This is a genomic window from Leptospira idonii, assembly GCF_004770995.1.
In the GTDB taxonomy this organism is placed as follows: Bacteria; Spirochaetota; Leptospiria; order Leptospirales; family Leptospiraceae; genus Leptospira_A; species Leptospira_A idonii.
The window spans coordinates 198,151-212,885 of record NZ_RQHW01000047.1 but is presented as its reverse complement, the minus strand read 5'-3'; the positions used below and the strand labels follow the sequence as shown (position 1 = coordinate 212,885).

Genomic DNA, 14,735 nt, shown 5'->3' with positions numbered 1-14,735 from the left:
GCTTACTTTAAAATTGTCCTGATCACGTTATCTACGGAGAACTTCGACTCAAGCAATGAGAATGATTTTTTTCCCATCTTTTCCCTTTTGGAAGCATCAAGAAGAATGTTTGCATTATGATAAAAAGAATCGATATCTCCTGATTCACACACAAGGCCTGCACCGGCCTCCTCTAAAACGTCCTTCAGATCATTTCCGGAATTTACAGCACCTAATATAGGTTTACCTTGCTCCATATACCCCAAGATTTTCCCCGGAAAATTATGAGTTTTATGATCTTTATGCAAGGTAAACAAACCTATATCGAACTCGGCCAGCATTCTTCTATATTCCTCTTGAGATACAGATTCCAAAAGAATTAAATTTGTTAGATTTTCAGTTTTAATTGAATTTTGAACTAAAGAAAATTCATCACCGGAACCTACCAAGACAAACGCAACGGAAGAGTTTGTAGAAAATCTTTTTGCCAGAGAAATGATGTTCGTCATATCTTGCGCCAAACCGATGTTACCACCATAAAAGAAAACAACTTTACCTTTCAAACCTAACCGTGTGCGATAAAAACTAGGAAAAAATTTTTGTTCTTCGATTTTTACCCAATTAAAAAGAACCTCTGCATTCGAATAAGAAGGAAAATATTTTCTAAACCATTCTAAATTTTTAGGGGACTGCACACCGATACGAGAAGCCGCTGAATAATTTTTCTTTTCCCAGTATTTGAAAAAACGAATCAGTAAGGAGGATTCTTTTAGCATCCCTTGGTCAATCACCCATTGAGGGAAAAAATCTCTTAATATCAAATAAGAAGGACAATTCCATTTTTTCTTTAATTTTGATACGAGACCGGACCAGAAGATTGTAGGAGAATAATAGATAATGAGGTCTTGTTTCTCCGAATTAAAATTTCCTTTTAAATAAGACCAAGAACGAAAGGACAATAATAACTCATTGATCAGCCGAATCGGTTTGGATGCATTTTTCAAAAGACCGGAAGGAAATCTGAGAACATTTATGCCTTCATAATCTTCTTTTACAACGGGTGTATAATGATCTCCGCCCGGAGTAACCACAGTTACATTATGACCATTTTCTTTCAATCCAAGAGCAAGATCGTGCATCATTTTAGCCGCAACTTTCCTACTGTGCGGTAGATAATCGTCAACGATAAGACAAATTTTCACGATTTAGGATTTATGCCAAACGGTTCGATTGATATAACCTGTATAACTTTGGACCAGTTTAACGATCTTTTGAGAAACATTTTCTACCATATAGTCGGAAACATAAGCATGGCTTTTAGAGTTTTTTTGATTCTCTATTGTAATCCGAACGGAATCTAAAATCTCTTCTCTTTTGAGCCCGGACATGATCAAAGTCCCTACATCCATACCTTCCGGACGTTCATGGGTATTACGAATCGTTACTGCAGGTAAATTTAAAATAGAAGCTTCTTCCGTGATGGTTCCACTGTCGGAAAGAATACAAAGTGCATTCTTTTGAAGAAAAATATAGTCCAAAAAACCGAATGGTTTAAGAAATAAAATTTTAGGATTCCACTCTTTTGTATCCAAAGCTTCCAATCTCTTTTTAGTTCTTGGGTGAGTGGAGACGACTACCGGCAGATTATATTTTTCCACAAGACCTTGTATGGACTCCAATAGCTGCACTAAATTCTCAGCAGAATCCACATTCTCTTCCCTATGAGCGCTCATTAAAAAATATGAATTAGGTGATATCTTCAGTTCGGATAAGATCCGAGAGGAGTCTATTTTCGTTTTATAATAATTCAAGACCTCAAACATATGAGATCCGGTTTTAATGACTGTCTCCGGTTTGATTCCTTCGTTCAATAGATAACGTCTTGCATGTTCCGTTAAAACAAGATTGATATCACTCAAATGATCGACTACTTTCCGATTCAATTCCTCCGGAACTCTTTGGTCAAAACATCGATTGCCTGCCTCCATGTGGAATACCGGAATTTTTCTTCTTTTCGCTGTAATAACCGCTAAACAAGTATTTGTATCTCCGTATAACAAAAGAGCGTCAGGATTTTCTTTCTCGAAAAGTTCATCCGATTTCTGAATGACTTCTGAAATCGTCTTTGCTACCGTTTCAGATGCAACATTCAAAAAATAGTCAGGTTTCCGAATTTCCAAATCTTGGAAAAATACCTGATTCAGCTCATAATCATAATTTTGCCCGGAATGAACGAATATATGATGAAAGTTTTTATCTAATGCGTCAATGACCCGACTCATTTTAATGAGCTCCGGCCTAGTTCCTACGATTGTCATTACCTTAAGCATTCAAACTTTCCTGAATGTAATCCAATTTCGTAAGCAGCTCTTTTATCTCCGTCACGTTTAATCTTTTTGTATTATGAGAAGTGTAATCATCCAGCTCGGAAAGTTTTTCTTCGCCTTCTACAAAATATTTTTTATAATTCAAATCGCGATTATCCGCCGGAATACGAAAATACCTTCCCATATCCTCAACCTTTGCCATCTCCTCTCTAGAAACCAAGGATTCATAAAGCTTCTCTCCATGTCTGGTTCCGATTACCTTGATCACATTCTGCTTATTGAATAATTGTTTTAATGCAATGGCAAGATCTTGAATTGTAGATGCAGGAGATTTTTGAACAAAAATATCTCCTTGTTTCGCATTTTCAAATGCGTGAATCACCAAATCAACGGAGTCTTCCAAGGACATAAGAAACCTGGTCATATTAGGATCGGTAACAGTCAGAGGTTCATTCGACTTTAACTGTCCTATAAATAAAGGAATAACGGAGCCTCTGGAAGCCATAACATTCCCATATCGTGTAGCACACAAAATAGTCTCGTTGGTCTCAATCATCCTGGATCGAGCAACCATTACCTTTTCAGCCATTGCTTTGGATATACCCATCGCATTAATGGGATATACCGCCTTATCCGTACTAAGAACTACAACCCGTTTTACTTTATTTGCAATTGCGGCATTAATAACATTTTCCGTTCCGATTACATTCGTCTTAAGGGCTTCCATAGGATAGAATTCGCAAGAAGGAACCTGCTTTAATGCGGCAGCATGGAACACATAATCAACGCCGACTAATGCCTGAGAGATGCTATCCGGATCTCGAACATCTCCTATATAAAACTTTAATTTGTCATTTCCGATGGAGATGCGCATATCTTCTTGCTTTTTTTCATCCCGGCTGAATACTCTGATCTCTTTCACATTCGTATTCAAAAAACGCTTTAACACAGTGTTACCGAAAGAGCCCGTCCCACCTGTGATCAATAAAACTTTATTATCGAACATAAACATTTCCTATGTATTTTTCTCCAGATGATTTAAGTTCTTTCACTAAAGTTTTCCAATCCTTAGGACGAAACCCTGTTGCGTTTTTGAATTTATCGCAATTTAAAGAACGGTCAATGACAACATGTTCGCTGGCGATAATCTCGTTTTTCTTATTATATTCTTTCGCAAGCAAAGCTAGTAAATCGTATTTAGAGATTGGATCCGCTGATACATGATAAAGTCCCGATAAACCAGGATTAGGAATGATCCATGTATCGATGATTCTCCCTATCTCATAAGTAGGAAAACCTGAGAAGATAGCTTTCTTATAACCTTGCACACTACCAGACTGACTGAGAAACCAGTTTACCAAAGAATAGGAAGAACTCAATTCATGCCCAATGATTGAAGTACGTATTGTAAACACATGATTTTCGGAAGAAATTTCTCCAATTTCTTTGGATTTTCCATACAAATCTTCGGCATTAGAAAAATCCGTTTCTGAATAATTTCCTTTTTTTCCGTCAAAGACACAATCCGTACTGAATAGAATCAATCTTGCGTTAACCAATTTACATAATTTGGAAAGCCGATGAGGAAAAATAGAATTGATAGGTAAAACAACAAGAGGATCATTAACTGTATCTTTATGCTGTTTTATTAAGCCGATACAATTGATTACTATATCAGGACGCACATGATTAAAAACGGAAACCAACTCATCAACATTCAAAACATCTATATTGGTGATAATCCGCCGTCCCTCTTGCTCGGAAAAATAGCGCAAATTAGATGAATTCCTTGCAGTCCCTAATACATGATAATCAAAATTCTCAGATAGGACTCGAAATATGGCATTTCCCAACATTCCTGTAACACCAAGAATGAGAATTTTTTTTGTATCTTTTGCGGATTTTATATTATTCATATCGACTTATGACTTCTAAACGAAGGCCTTCATGGTCAGAGTCAAACCTTCCACCAAACTAATAGAAGGTTCCCAGTTCAATTTTTTTCTGGCTTTCGAAATGTCCGCAACTACATTCGATATTTCCTGTTTTCTTTCCACTGCTTCTGAAGAAACAGGCAAATCCGTGTTTTGAATTTTCTGAATGGTCTGAATCACTTCTTGAACTGAATAAGACTCTCCTGAGCCTATATTAAAAATATCAAAACCATTCCGAATAGGGATACATTTCATAATAGCGTCAACAACATCATTTATATAAATAAAATCACGTTTCGGTTTCAGATCCAATACCCTAATTTCTTTTTTACCTAAAGCTTGTTTGATTAAAGAAGGAATCAAAAACTCAATTCTCTGCTGAGGACCATATACATTAAATAACCTCAGCACAGTCACATCTTGTTGAAAGTATTTCGATCGAAATGCGCAAACCTGTTCTGCTAAGAATTTTGACAATGCATAAGGATTATTCGGTTCCACAGGATGTTCTTCATCAACAGGAAGACTTTTGGGTATTCCATAAAGATAAGCGCTAATATAAATCAGATGTGCATTTACTTTTTTCGCATAATCCAAAGCAAGGCTAGTTCCCATCACATTCGTATCAAGAAAATGAGAACTATTCTTCCAACTATCAGGAACGAAATTCTGACCCGCTAAATGAACAACACAATCAACATCGTTCGGAAGGTTTTCCCATGTAGAAGGAGATAACATATCTCCTTGCGAACGAGTCAGCATATAATATGGAATTTTATCTTGATCCAGTCTTGCCACTAAGGCTTTTCCAATAAAGCCGTTTGCACCGGTCAGTAATATCTTATTCATGAAAGAATTTTGGCTTCATCATATCAAAATCATCGATTGCTTTCTCATAATCGTCCGGTCTACCGATATCCATCCAGTATCCCGAATGAGAAATCACAGAAACCTGCTTCTTTAACTCGATCAATTTTAACATCAAATGATCGAACCCGAAAACTTCTCCCTTGGGAACGAAAGTAAGGGCTTCTTTATTTACTATATAGACTCCCATACTTACCTCGAACAATTGACGTGGCTTTTCTCTAAAACCGATGAGATGAGAATTTTCGTTCGTATCCAATACACCATAATCAATCAACTGTTCTCTTTTCTTAGATGAGATTGTAAAAATAGATTTTGATGCAATATGCCGATTCATTAGTTCCTGAAAATTTAGATCCGTTAATACATCTCCATTCATTACTAAAAAATTTTCAGGTAAATCCGGAATTAACTTTAATGGCCCCATTGTTCCCAACGGAGAATCTTCCAAAGAATAATCGATTTTAGTGTTCCACTTTTTCCCATCTTGAAAGAAAGCTTGAATCAAATGAGCTTGGTGATTTACCGCCATTGTTATATGGTCAAAACCGGACTGAACCAACTGTCTCACAATAACTTCAAGTATAGGGTAATCTCCGATAGGCATTAAAGGCTTAGGAAGAACCGTAGTATAAGGTCTCAAGCGGGTTCCCTTCCCTCCCGCCAAAATGACAGCTCTCTTAGACATTATAAATATCCGCCTTATATCCTTTTCTATTTTCAGGATTTTTAAACCATTCAATGGTTTCTGTTAAACCTTTTTTGAATCCATCCAATCCTTTATACTCGGGCTCCCAGCCAAATAATTGTTTGGCTTTACCATTTGCAGCCCACAGTCTTTCTACTTCACTCTTATCTGGACGAAGTCTTGCTTCGTCAGTTTGGATTGTGATAGTAGTTCCGATGATTTCTGAGATAAACTTGGCAGTATCACCCATAGTTATCTCAAAACCGTTTCCGATATTCACGACTTCACCGAAACCTTGCGAAGCATTCAGAGCAGAAAGAAAACCTCTAACTGTATCCCCTACGTAATTAAAATCCCTAGTGGGAGATACGGAGCCTAATCGAATTTCTTTTTTTCCGCTCAATATTTGTGTAATGATAGTAGGAATAATCGCTCTCGCAGATTGTCTTGGCCCATAAGTATTAAAAGGCCTTACCGTAATCACTGGAGTTTGAAAGGATGTATAAAAAGAATATGCGATTTGATCCGCACCGATTTTGGAAGCGGAATAAGGAGATTGTCCTCTTACAGGGTGTTCTTCAGTAATAGGGACAAACTGTGCGGTTCCATACACTTCACTCGTAGAAGTATGAATCACTTTACTTAAATCAAAATCACGGGCAGCCTGCAGGACATTCAAAGTTCCCTTTATATTCGTATCAATATAGGCGTCAGGAGAATGATAAGAAAAAGGGATTCCTATCAAAGCAGCCAAATGCAAAACTGCATCTGTTCCCTTAATAGCAGATCTAACTCCGTTAGGATCTCTTATATCTCCCACAAATACTTCAAATTTACCCCTTACATCATCAGCGCAATGATCCAACCAGCCCCAAGAATTAAAGGAATTATAATATACAAATGCTTTAACATCGTAGCCAAGTCGAACCAATGTTTCAGTTAAGTGAGAGCCAATGAAACCGTCGGCACCGGTAACAAGTATTTTTTTCAAGGTAAGTTCCTTACTATTAAATTTTGATAGAAAGACAATACGTCGACTTAGTCGGCACCGATAGCAGTGCGAATTCGATTCACATAATGTTCCACTCGATATTCTTTTCGAGCTAAACTCAAATTCGATCCGGCAATTTCAGCCAATCGTTCTTTTTGATTCAATAAATTAGCCAAAGCTTGTGAAATAGATGAAGTAGAATTTTCCTGAATCAAGAATCCATTTACATCATCTTTAAAAACATCCAAGATACCGCTTTGTCCTGTTGTAATAACAACACAACCTGTAGAATATGCTTCTAAAATCGAAACAGGCTGACCTTCAAAAAACATAGTAGGCAGAATAAAAATATGTGCCTCTTGAAAAAGCTGCTTTTTTTGATCGTCACTGATTACTCCGTGATATTTCACCCGAACATTGTCTTTAATCTTTTCTTCAAAAGAAAGTCTCTCTTCTTCCGAATCAAATCTCCCAGCAAAGTCCAACGAAAAATGTTGAGCGATAGAATCATCAAGAGCTAAAAATGCCTCTACTAAAAGAAGATAACCTTTCAAGGGAATCATATTACTTATGAATAAAAGCCGTAATTTATCGGTATCTGCAAACTTCCTGGTTACAGCGGACGGCTCTATAAATAGTTCGTCTTTCGCAAAATTTGGTATAATATGAATTTTGTTTCTAGCAGTCAAACTGCCAAAAATCTCAAGATGAGATTCTCCCGATATGATCACTCCAGCCATCTTACTAATAAAAAAAGAATTCAATTTATGAAGCAGCGGGTATTTATCAAATAATAACTTTTTTATACTTCCTCCATGTAGATGGATAAAGCATTTGGATAATAGATTATAACAGATAAGATAAATGATAATATCTTTTAAATTTCCTGCTAAAGATTCAGATATCGTAAAATATACGACATTAGCATTCCTTTTTCTCTTAAACGCTTCGATAAAGACTCTAAAAATTTCCTTCATTCTCATCCAAGAAACAAGACCGTCTTTTAAACCTTGTTTCTTCAAATCGACGGTAAGAAGATGATTTGTCCGAGAAAGACCATTGTGTAGAACCCCACAAACAAGGGAATGACCATTGATAGGAGGAGGGAGAGGACCTATGAATAAAATGTTCATTTATTAAAAAAGTAAAAATTTATTTTTGATTCTTATTCTGATAAACATCTACTTTTCCTAACCCACGAGGAATGATGATCCTTACAAAATTTCTCAAATGTTTATCCAAATAAGAATATATTCTTCTCAATTTCTGTTCAGGCCTTGCGCTGAAACTAGTAACGTTAAAATACTCTTCACCAATTGGAGAAGTTGGAGAAAAGTAATAGTTGGACACGCAAATTCGATTTTGATCAGCAGTGACAGGACTCACTGAATGCCATGACCACGGATTTGTCTCCATAATAACAAGCCTATTGAATTTACTGATAATAGTTACTTGTTTTTTAACCGATTTATCCCATAATTCCAGATTACCGCCACTATCCAATTTCCAATCTGGATTTACATAATATAAAAGGTTCAATGTTCGATAAAGAGTACGAGTTAGCTCATGGGAATTATCAATATGAGGATTCAAGTAATTTCCTTTTTCCATAAGGCTCAAACCCCCTGCATAAAGTGAAGGATCTGGTTTTTGATGGACTATATCTGTAATTTCTTCAACGACCCTGATTACTTTTTGATCTTGAATAGCAAAGGTAATATCACGCAATAAAGGATCGAAATCATCAAACTTCTTTGATGTATATTTTTTCTCCCGAAAGCTGGACATAAACCTCATTTTCTCTTTCGTGGGAAAACGATTATAAATTTCTCTGGCGATTGAATCAGGAAGAAGATCGTCTAAATAACAATATCTCACTCCGACTTCTTTGTTTGAATTGAGAAAAAAATTCTTTAGTTCTGCTTTAGATTTTTCCAATCTTTGAACAATCAGCTGCACCAGTTCGTTTAATTCTATGTCCACTTTCCGAGCCCTCTTCTCTTATATAAAACTTTATTAACCATAATTATTATATAAATCCGTTTTGACTTCCCGATTCGGATAATTGATTAATACAGCCTTATGTACACCTTTATATATAAACAAACTACCTGCAGCAACACCGACAATTCCCAGTTTTGCTATAGCTTCTCGTATATGATCAATCGAACCAGCTCCTCCTAAAATTGTCATCGGAACAGTACAATGCGATTGAATATTTACAAGTAAGTCCAGGTCATAACCTTCCATCATTCCATCTCGATCAATGGAATTGATTAAAATTTCGCCAGCACCTAGTTCGATCGCAGTCCGAACCAGTTCCTCTGAAAATCTCCCCGTTTTTTTCTTTCCATTATAAATAGAAAATTCGTATTTTTTCGAAAACATAGGCTTTTTAAGATCCAAAGCAACTACAACACTTTGATTGCCTAAGTAAGCCGCCATTTTGGAAATCATATCAGGATTTTCAATTAACAAAGAACTGACGATGATTTTCTCCACTCCGAAACCAAGGATTCGATTTGCTTGATCTAAATTCTTAATGCCTCCTCCATAACAAAGCGGCATTCTACATTCATTAGCCAATCTTTCAATCAAGCGGTAATCAGGCTCTTTGTGTTGTGTGCTTGCATCGATATCAATGACGGTGAGCTCATCCGCCTCTTTTTCATTGAAAATTTTAACTGCATTGATAGGGTCGCCGATATATCTCGGTTCGCCGAATCGAGTGGTTTTTACAAGACCGCCTTCCTGAACTAATAATGATGGGATAATTCTAGGTTTAAGCATAATATCAAATAGATGCGAAATTCTTCAGTAACTGAACGCCGTTATGGTGACTTTTTTCAGGATGGAATTGAGTTCCAAATATATTATCTTGGTTTACTGCGCATGTAAAATCAATGCCATAGTTGGCACTTGCAATTTCATTCTCCGAATTTTCACACTCAATATAATAAGAGTGCAAAAAATAGAAATGAGGATCTTCTTCCATACCTTTAAACAAAATAGAGGCAGGTTTCGTTTTGATATTGTTCCATCCTATTTGAGGAACAGTCAATCGATTCGAGATTGTTTCAAACTGAAACTTTTTGACTTTGGAATGAATCCAACCCAAACCTCTTTTTTTACCTTCCTCACTGGAATCTGCAAGGATTTGCATCCCAACACAAACACCTAAGATAGGAATTTTACGAACCAAAGCTGCTTTAGAAAGAGAATCTAATACGTTTGAGTTTTCGAGTTTTTCCATTACACTGTCAAAGGAACCCACTCCAGGTAGTATGATTTTACTTGCAGATTCTATTTCTGATTGAGATTTTATGACTTGGTAACTAAAACCTAAATTTTTTAGAATATTCGCAAATGCTTTTAAATTGCCTACGCCGTAATCCAATATCCCAATCATCTACTGTATAACTCTCTTTTCAATACCCAAAAATCTCATAATTTTTGTTCCAAGTGCAATGATCCCGCTTGTTGATTTATAATCTCTGTAGGATTTATTTTCTGACTCTTCTAACTTTCGAAGCTCTTCCACTGTAATATCCAATTTGGAAGCTATGTATTCGAAATCTCTGCGAGCAGTTTCCTCATCAAATGGAAGATGAGATATTTCTTTCAAAGCATCGTGTCTCGACTTTTGGCCAGTAAGGATCAAACTAGAATAATGCGCTTTTCTCTTATCAAACCCAAACTTTTTAGGAAGCCAATAACCTTCATAAAACTTTGTAAATCTGGATTCATAATGCTTATGACTGTATCTTTGCCATTGAAATCTGGTTTCCAATTCCTGGATCGCACCTTCTTTAGTATAAGGCATATAATTCAAAGGCTGAACTACTTTTAAACCTTTAAAATAACGATAGTAAAGTTTATACTTAAAGATACCAGCCAAAGGGAATGTTTTTAATTTTCTATTTCCAAATTTTTTATGTATATCTTTCAGTTGTCGCAAATCAGAAGCATGATAATGCCAGTCAAGAGGCTCTCGGATACATTCAGTGGAGTAATTACCTCCATTTAGAATATATTTAAAACCATGTTTAGCCGCATAATTGTATAAAGACGCAAAAAAGACATGATCCTGGGGGGTGTCCAAATGAGGAACACCAGCCTTAAAAAAAGCCAATTGTAGATCTTTCATCTCTTCCCAATTGACAACTTCAGTGATCAGGTCCAGTTTCAATCCATCAACAATCTTTTCTATATTGTTCACTGCTTCTTGGGAATTCCAACCCGCATCCACGTGAAACAAAAGGGGCTTTAATCCGAATTTTTCCTTAGCCAAATAAGCAAGATACGAACTATCTACCCCACCACTGATACCAAGAATACAATCATATTCTTTTCCTTTGCCTGATCGTTTGATCTCCTCAATCATCGTGGATAAAAGTTCGCTCTCGTTTAACTTTTTATCCCACTCAGGCTTAATATTCTCATAAAAATTACGGCAATGATTACAAACACCTTTTTCATCGAATTCGATGTTAGGATCTGTAGTATCCATCGCACAATTAGTGCAAACTTGAAATTTTCTATTGTCCAAAGAAGACTCCTTTACATCTATAACAGATGCTATTTTCAAAACATTGTCCGCGTCTTGACGAGCAACATTAGTATATATTTTTTTATGGAATGATTCAAAGAATCTGTTTCGATTTTGTTTAATTCAATTAAAGAAAGATCGTATTTTCTTTGCGAATAGTACACTTTGGCCCGCGTATAAGGTATCCACCAAGGTTTCAACCTTACGAGATCGGTAGGAAATTTTTCCTCTATTTGAGTCAAAATATCCAAAGTTCTTTTATCATTGGAAACATTGCCACCACCCGCCCAATAATTCCCCAAAGTCAAAGGGATCCGATAAAATTTCTTCTCATGACGTGCAATAGACAACCAAAAATCATAATCTTCCCAGGCAATATATTCTTTTCCTTCATTCAAAACACCGACCTCTTCAATGATCGATCTCTTAAATAAAACACTGGAATTAATAATAGCATTACCGTTAGATAAAAGATCATCAAAACTCTGTTTTGATAGTTCTTTGGTTTTCACTTTCTTGAATCGAAATTTTTGCGAAGAGGACGTAATTAAATATAGATCATGATAAACAATATCGACTTTATTTTTAACTGCGGATTCAATTGAAATTTTAAGTTTCTCCGATTCCCACCAATCGTCTGAATCAAGAAATGCAATCCACTCCCCTTTTGCCTTCGAAACACCTAGATTCCTGGACTTGGCGATAATTCCATCATTGTTGATTTTAAAAAGTCGGATGCGTTCATCTGAAAATTGATGGATCACTTCGTCCGTAGAATCTGTTGAATGGTTATCAACCACCAAAACTTCAAAATTTGTATATGTTTGAGAAATTACGGAAGTTAATGCACGATGCAAATCATCGGCTCTATTGTATGTAGGAATCACTACACTGATTAGCGGGAACTCAGCCATTATGAACTTTTAACGAAATTTTGGGAACAATAGTCGATTAATTCGTATATTTCAGGAACCTTATCCTTATGAGGAAGATATCCCAACGACTTAATCTTTTCTATAGAATATTTTAACTTACTAATTTTTGCATCCGGGTGAGGAGCAAGCCTTTCTAAAGTTAATTTTTTATTTAATCTTTCTTCTGCGAGATCCTTGATTAAGTTAGCCAATTCCCAAACGGATACTGCCCAATCTCCGCCTAGATTACAAAGTAAATGAGTTAAAGAATCATCGTTAATCACCCATTCCATTGCATTCAGAACTTCTGACATGGAAATAAAGTCTCTTTCCGTCATGCCGTCAGACCTAAGCACCAATTTATCGCTTAAGACAGCCTGCTTACATAGATCGTTCACTAGTAAAGCCCAACAATCCGTCTCGGGCAATAAAGGTGCTCCGAATGTATTCGAAAGCCTAACGATAACAGCATTTAATTTATTTTGATGTGAATGGAAAAGAATATAATCTTCTGCTGCCTTATGACTTGCTGCATAAGGATGCAGATTCGCAGTAAGCATCGATTCATCAACTGTCCCTTCTAAAGGACTTCCGTAAACATGTGCTGTTGAAAAATAGATAATCTTTTTTTTGGGATATTTAACACAAAGATCAACAAGCTTTGCAGTCTGCATTAAATTAATCTGATATGCATTAAACGGCTGTTCACCGCTATTTTTTGCATTCATTCCCGCAGTATGAATGATCACGTCTACTGATGGAAGTATATCTTCTATCGATCTAAAATCGTTCCAATCGGATAGAATTAATTTTTCATCTGGTATAAATCGACTAAGCGAGGAATTTCTGGTTACCAAATAGGAATCATATTTAGAACTCATTGCATTGAAGATTCTACCTGCTAAATAACCGGAGCCGCCCGTTATTAAAACCTTTTTCACGATTTATTTACCAAACATAAGGGATCTTCACGTCATTCTGATCCAATTTCGTGCTTTCTTTCGGATCATGGGGAGTATCGGTAAAATTGACAATTAAAGCGGTCTCTTTAGAAATTCCCTGGAAACCATAATAAATTCCCGATGGAATTTTAATTCTAGAATAACAATCAGGGCGTCCCAATTCAATTACACTGACTAAACCGTGAGATTTAGAATTTTCTCGTAAATCACAAAGAACTAATTTTATTTTTCCTACCGGAACAATAAAATTCTGCGTTTGTATTTGATGCAATTTCCACGCTTTCACAACGCCAGGCTTTACTTCCGAAAAATAACATTCTCCAAAAGCAGAAAAATCAGCGTCATCATTTCTAAAAAAATGCAGAACCGATCCTTTGGGATCGATAATTTCCCGCATAGAAACAATTTTTACGCCTTCTATACTTTGTTCCACATTATACCCAATTCATATTTCTTTCTGTAGCAAATTGACTGTATTGAAGTATTTGTTTCTTAGTAAAATCATAAACTGAGCCTTTAGGATGCAACCAATTCCGATACCACTCAACAGTGAAGGAAACGGTTTCCTCAATTTTTAAAACAGGCTTCCAACCTAAATAAAATAACGCTTTATCACAAGATAGCTTGAGTAATTTTGCTTCTTTTCCCAGATCCTTTATATTCTCAGGAACAAACCATTCAATTTCAGGCCATATCATTTTAATCTTCTTTAATAAATCTTCTACAGTTTCATTTACAATAGCATCAGGGCCGAAATTAAAGGCTTCCCCATTCAAACCACTTTGTCTTAAGTAAAGTTTTTGACCTAAATTAAGATAACCGCTCAGGGGCTCTAAAACATGCTGCCAAGGTCTTGTTGCCAAAGGACTACGGATTTCTACCGGCTTATTCGAGGACCATGCTTTTATGCAATCAGGAATGATTCGATCCAAAGCCCAGTCCCCTCCTCCAATTACGTTCCCAGCCCTTGCGATTCCGATACGTAAATCGGTATTTTGCAAAAAAGAATCGAAGAAAGAGGAAGCGATAATATCAGCACAACTTTTAGAAGCACTGTAAGGATCATGACCGGCTAACACATCGGTCTCGCGATACCCAAAGCACCATTCGTCATTTCGATATGCTTTGTCACTTGTAATTAAAACTGCAGTCTCTACGAAATTGCGTGTTTGCAAAATGGATAATAGATTCACCATACCCATAACATTAGTTTCAAATGTAGCAACAGGATCTAAATAAGATTTCCGAACCAAAGCTTGCGCAGCGAGATGAAAAATAATTTCAGGACGAAACTCATCGATTACTTTTGTTAACTGGGATAGATTACGAATATCTCCGAAATGGCTTTCCATTTTTGATGAAAGCCCCAAAAGTTCAAAATGATTCGGATCCGTAGGTATATCTAAAGAAAAACCAGCAACCTCAGCACCAAGCTCCAACAACCAAGCACTCAACCAAGATCCTTTAAAGCCAGTGTGCCCGGTGACTAATACCTTTTTTCCTTTATATACATTTTCAAACATA

The 14,735-nt window shown here is 36.3% G+C and carries 16 protein-coding genes; all 16 read right to left on the bottom strand.

The genetic code is table 11. The features are described from left to right. Window positions 1-2: 2 nt before the first annotated feature. Entirely contained in the window at window positions 3-1,181 is a 1,179-nt protein-coding gene (locus EHS15_RS12860) for a glycosyltransferase family 4 protein (RefSeq protein ID WP_135760978.1), read from the bottom strand. A 3-nt stretch (window positions 1,182-1,184) separates the two neighbouring features. After that, the gene (gene wecB / locus EHS15_RS12855; protein ID WP_135760977.1) at window positions 1,185-2,309 is read right to left on the bottom strand and encodes a non-hydrolyzing UDP-N-acetylglucosamine 2-epimerase; all 1,125 of its coding nucleotides are present in this window, start codon (window positions 2,307-2,309) and stop codon (window positions 1,185-1,187) included. Next, window positions 2,302-3,312, bottom strand: a complete 1,011-nt coding sequence (locus EHS15_RS12850; RefSeq protein WP_135760976.1) for a polysaccharide biosynthesis protein — start codon at window positions 3,310-3,312, stop codon at window positions 2,302-2,304. The genes wecB and EHS15_RS12850 overlap by 8 nt, the downstream gene beginning before the upstream one ends. Further along, window positions 3,302-4,222 carry a dTDP-4-dehydrorhamnose reductase family protein gene (locus EHS15_RS12845; RefSeq protein ID WP_135760975.1) on the bottom strand — a complete coding sequence of 307 codons (921 nt, stop codon included), beginning with the start codon at window positions 4,220-4,222 and terminating at the stop codon, window positions 3,302-3,304. The genes EHS15_RS12850 and EHS15_RS12845 overlap by 11 nt, the downstream gene beginning before the upstream one ends. 15 nt (window positions 4,223-4,237) lie before the next feature. Beyond that, a complete protein-coding gene (locus tag EHS15_RS12840) occupies window positions 4,238-5,089 on the bottom strand; it encodes an NAD-dependent epimerase/dehydratase family protein (RefSeq protein ID WP_135760974.1) in 852 nt (283 codons plus the stop codon). Beyond that, a complete protein-coding gene (locus EHS15_RS12835; RefSeq protein ID WP_135760973.1) occupies window positions 5,082-5,795 on the bottom strand; it encodes a sugar phosphate nucleotidyltransferase in 714 nt (237 codons plus the stop codon). Before EHS15_RS12835 ends, EHS15_RS12840 begins: the two co-directional genes overlap by 8 nt. Further along, on the bottom strand, window positions 5,788-6,786 hold the full coding sequence (locus EHS15_RS12830; protein WP_135760972.1) for an NAD-dependent 4,6-dehydratase LegB: 999 nt from the start codon (window positions 6,784-6,786) through the stop codon (window positions 5,788-5,790). Before EHS15_RS12830 ends, EHS15_RS12835 begins: the two co-directional genes overlap by 8 nt. Window positions 6,787-6,833: 47 nt before the next feature. Then, window positions 6,834-7,919, bottom strand: a complete 1,086-nt coding sequence (locus EHS15_RS12825) for a glycosyltransferase family 4 protein (protein WP_135760971.1) — start codon at window positions 7,917-7,919, stop codon at window positions 6,834-6,836. A gap of 19 nt (window positions 7,920-7,938) precedes the next feature. After that, the gene (locus tag EHS15_RS12820; RefSeq protein WP_425460645.1) at window positions 7,939-8,769 is read right to left on the bottom strand and encodes a 2OG-Fe(II) oxygenase; all 831 of its coding nucleotides are present in this window, start codon (window positions 8,767-8,769) and stop codon (window positions 7,939-7,941) included. A gap of 33 nt (window positions 8,770-8,802) precedes the next feature. After that, entirely contained in the window at window positions 8,803-9,576 is a 774-nt protein-coding gene (locus EHS15_RS12815; protein WP_135760970.1) for an AglZ/HisF2 family acetamidino modification protein, read from the bottom strand. Between the two features lie 4 nt (window positions 9,577-9,580). Further along, window positions 9,581-10,195: an imidazole glycerol phosphate synthase subunit HisH gene (gene hisH / locus EHS15_RS12810; protein ID WP_135760969.1), complete on the bottom strand. Its 615-nt coding sequence runs from the start codon at window positions 10,193-10,195 to the stop codon at window positions 9,581-9,583. Next, window positions 10,196-11,296, bottom strand: a complete 1,101-nt coding sequence (locus EHS15_RS12805) for an N-acetyl sugar amidotransferase (protein WP_210416354.1) — start codon at window positions 11,294-11,296, stop codon at window positions 10,196-10,198. Window positions 11,297-11,370: 74 nt separating this feature from the next. Continuing rightward, window positions 11,371-12,249, bottom strand: coding sequence for a glycosyltransferase family 2 protein (locus EHS15_RS12800; RefSeq protein ID WP_135760968.1), 879 nt, complete (start codon window positions 12,247-12,249; stop codon window positions 11,371-11,373). Next, window positions 12,249-13,190: an NAD-dependent epimerase/dehydratase family protein gene (locus EHS15_RS12795; protein ID WP_167884230.1), complete on the bottom strand. Its 942-nt coding sequence runs from the start codon at window positions 13,188-13,190 to the stop codon at window positions 12,249-12,251. The genes EHS15_RS12800 and EHS15_RS12795 overlap by 1 nt, the downstream gene beginning before the upstream one ends. Before the next feature lie 7 nt (window positions 13,191-13,197). Then, a complete protein-coding gene (locus tag EHS15_RS12790) occupies window positions 13,198-13,644 on the bottom strand; it encodes a dTDP-4-dehydrorhamnose 3,5-epimerase family protein (protein ID WP_281277634.1) in 447 nt (148 codons plus the stop codon). A 1-nt stretch (window position 13,645) separates the two neighbouring features. Then, complete coding sequence (gene rfbG / locus EHS15_RS12785; RefSeq protein WP_135760966.1) at window positions 13,646-14,734, bottom strand: CDP-glucose 4,6-dehydratase; 1,089 nt, start codon at window positions 14,732-14,734, stop codon at window positions 13,646-13,648. Window position 14,735 lies beyond the last annotated feature (1 nt).

Coding starts and splice junctions, on each gene's coding strand:
- EHS15_RS12845 (WP_135760975.1), bottom strand. CDS start 4,222: ATGAATAATATAAAATCCGCAAAAGATACAAAAAAAATTCTCATTCTT.
- EHS15_RS12805 (WP_210416354.1), bottom strand. CDS start 11,296: ATGGATACTACAGATCCTAACATCGAATTCGATGAAAAAGGTGTTTGT.
- EHS15_RS12850 (WP_135760976.1), bottom strand. CDS start 3,312: ATGTTCGATAATAAAGTTTTATTGATCACAGGTGGGACGGGCTCTTTC.
- EHS15_RS12835 (WP_135760973.1), bottom strand. CDS start 5,795: ATGTCTAAGAGAGCTGTCATTTTGGCGGGAGGGAAGGGAACCCGCTTG.
- EHS15_RS12800 (WP_135760968.1), bottom strand. CDS start 12,249: ATGGCTGAGTTCCCGCTAATCAGTGTAGTGATTCCTACATACAATAGA.
- EHS15_RS12840 (WP_135760974.1), bottom strand. CDS start 5,089: ATGAATAAGATATTACTGACCGGTGCAAACGGCTTTATTGGAAAAGCC.
- EHS15_RS12825 (WP_135760971.1), bottom strand. CDS start 7,919: ATGAACATTTTATTCATAGGTCCTCTCCCTCCTCCTATCAATGGTCAT.
- rfbG (WP_135760966.1), bottom strand. CDS start 14,734: ATGTTTGAAAATGTATATAAAGGAAAAAAGGTATTAGTCACCGGGCAC.
- EHS15_RS12815 (WP_135760970.1), bottom strand. CDS start 9,576: ATGCTTAAACCTAGAATTATCCCATCATTATTAGTTCAGGAAGGCGGT.
- wecB (WP_135760977.1), bottom strand. CDS start 2,309: ATGCTTAAGGTAATGACAATCGTAGGAACTAGGCCGGAGCTCATTAAA.
- hisH (WP_135760969.1), bottom strand. CDS start 10,195: ATGATTGGGATATTGGATTACGGCGTAGGCAATTTAAAAGCATTTGCG.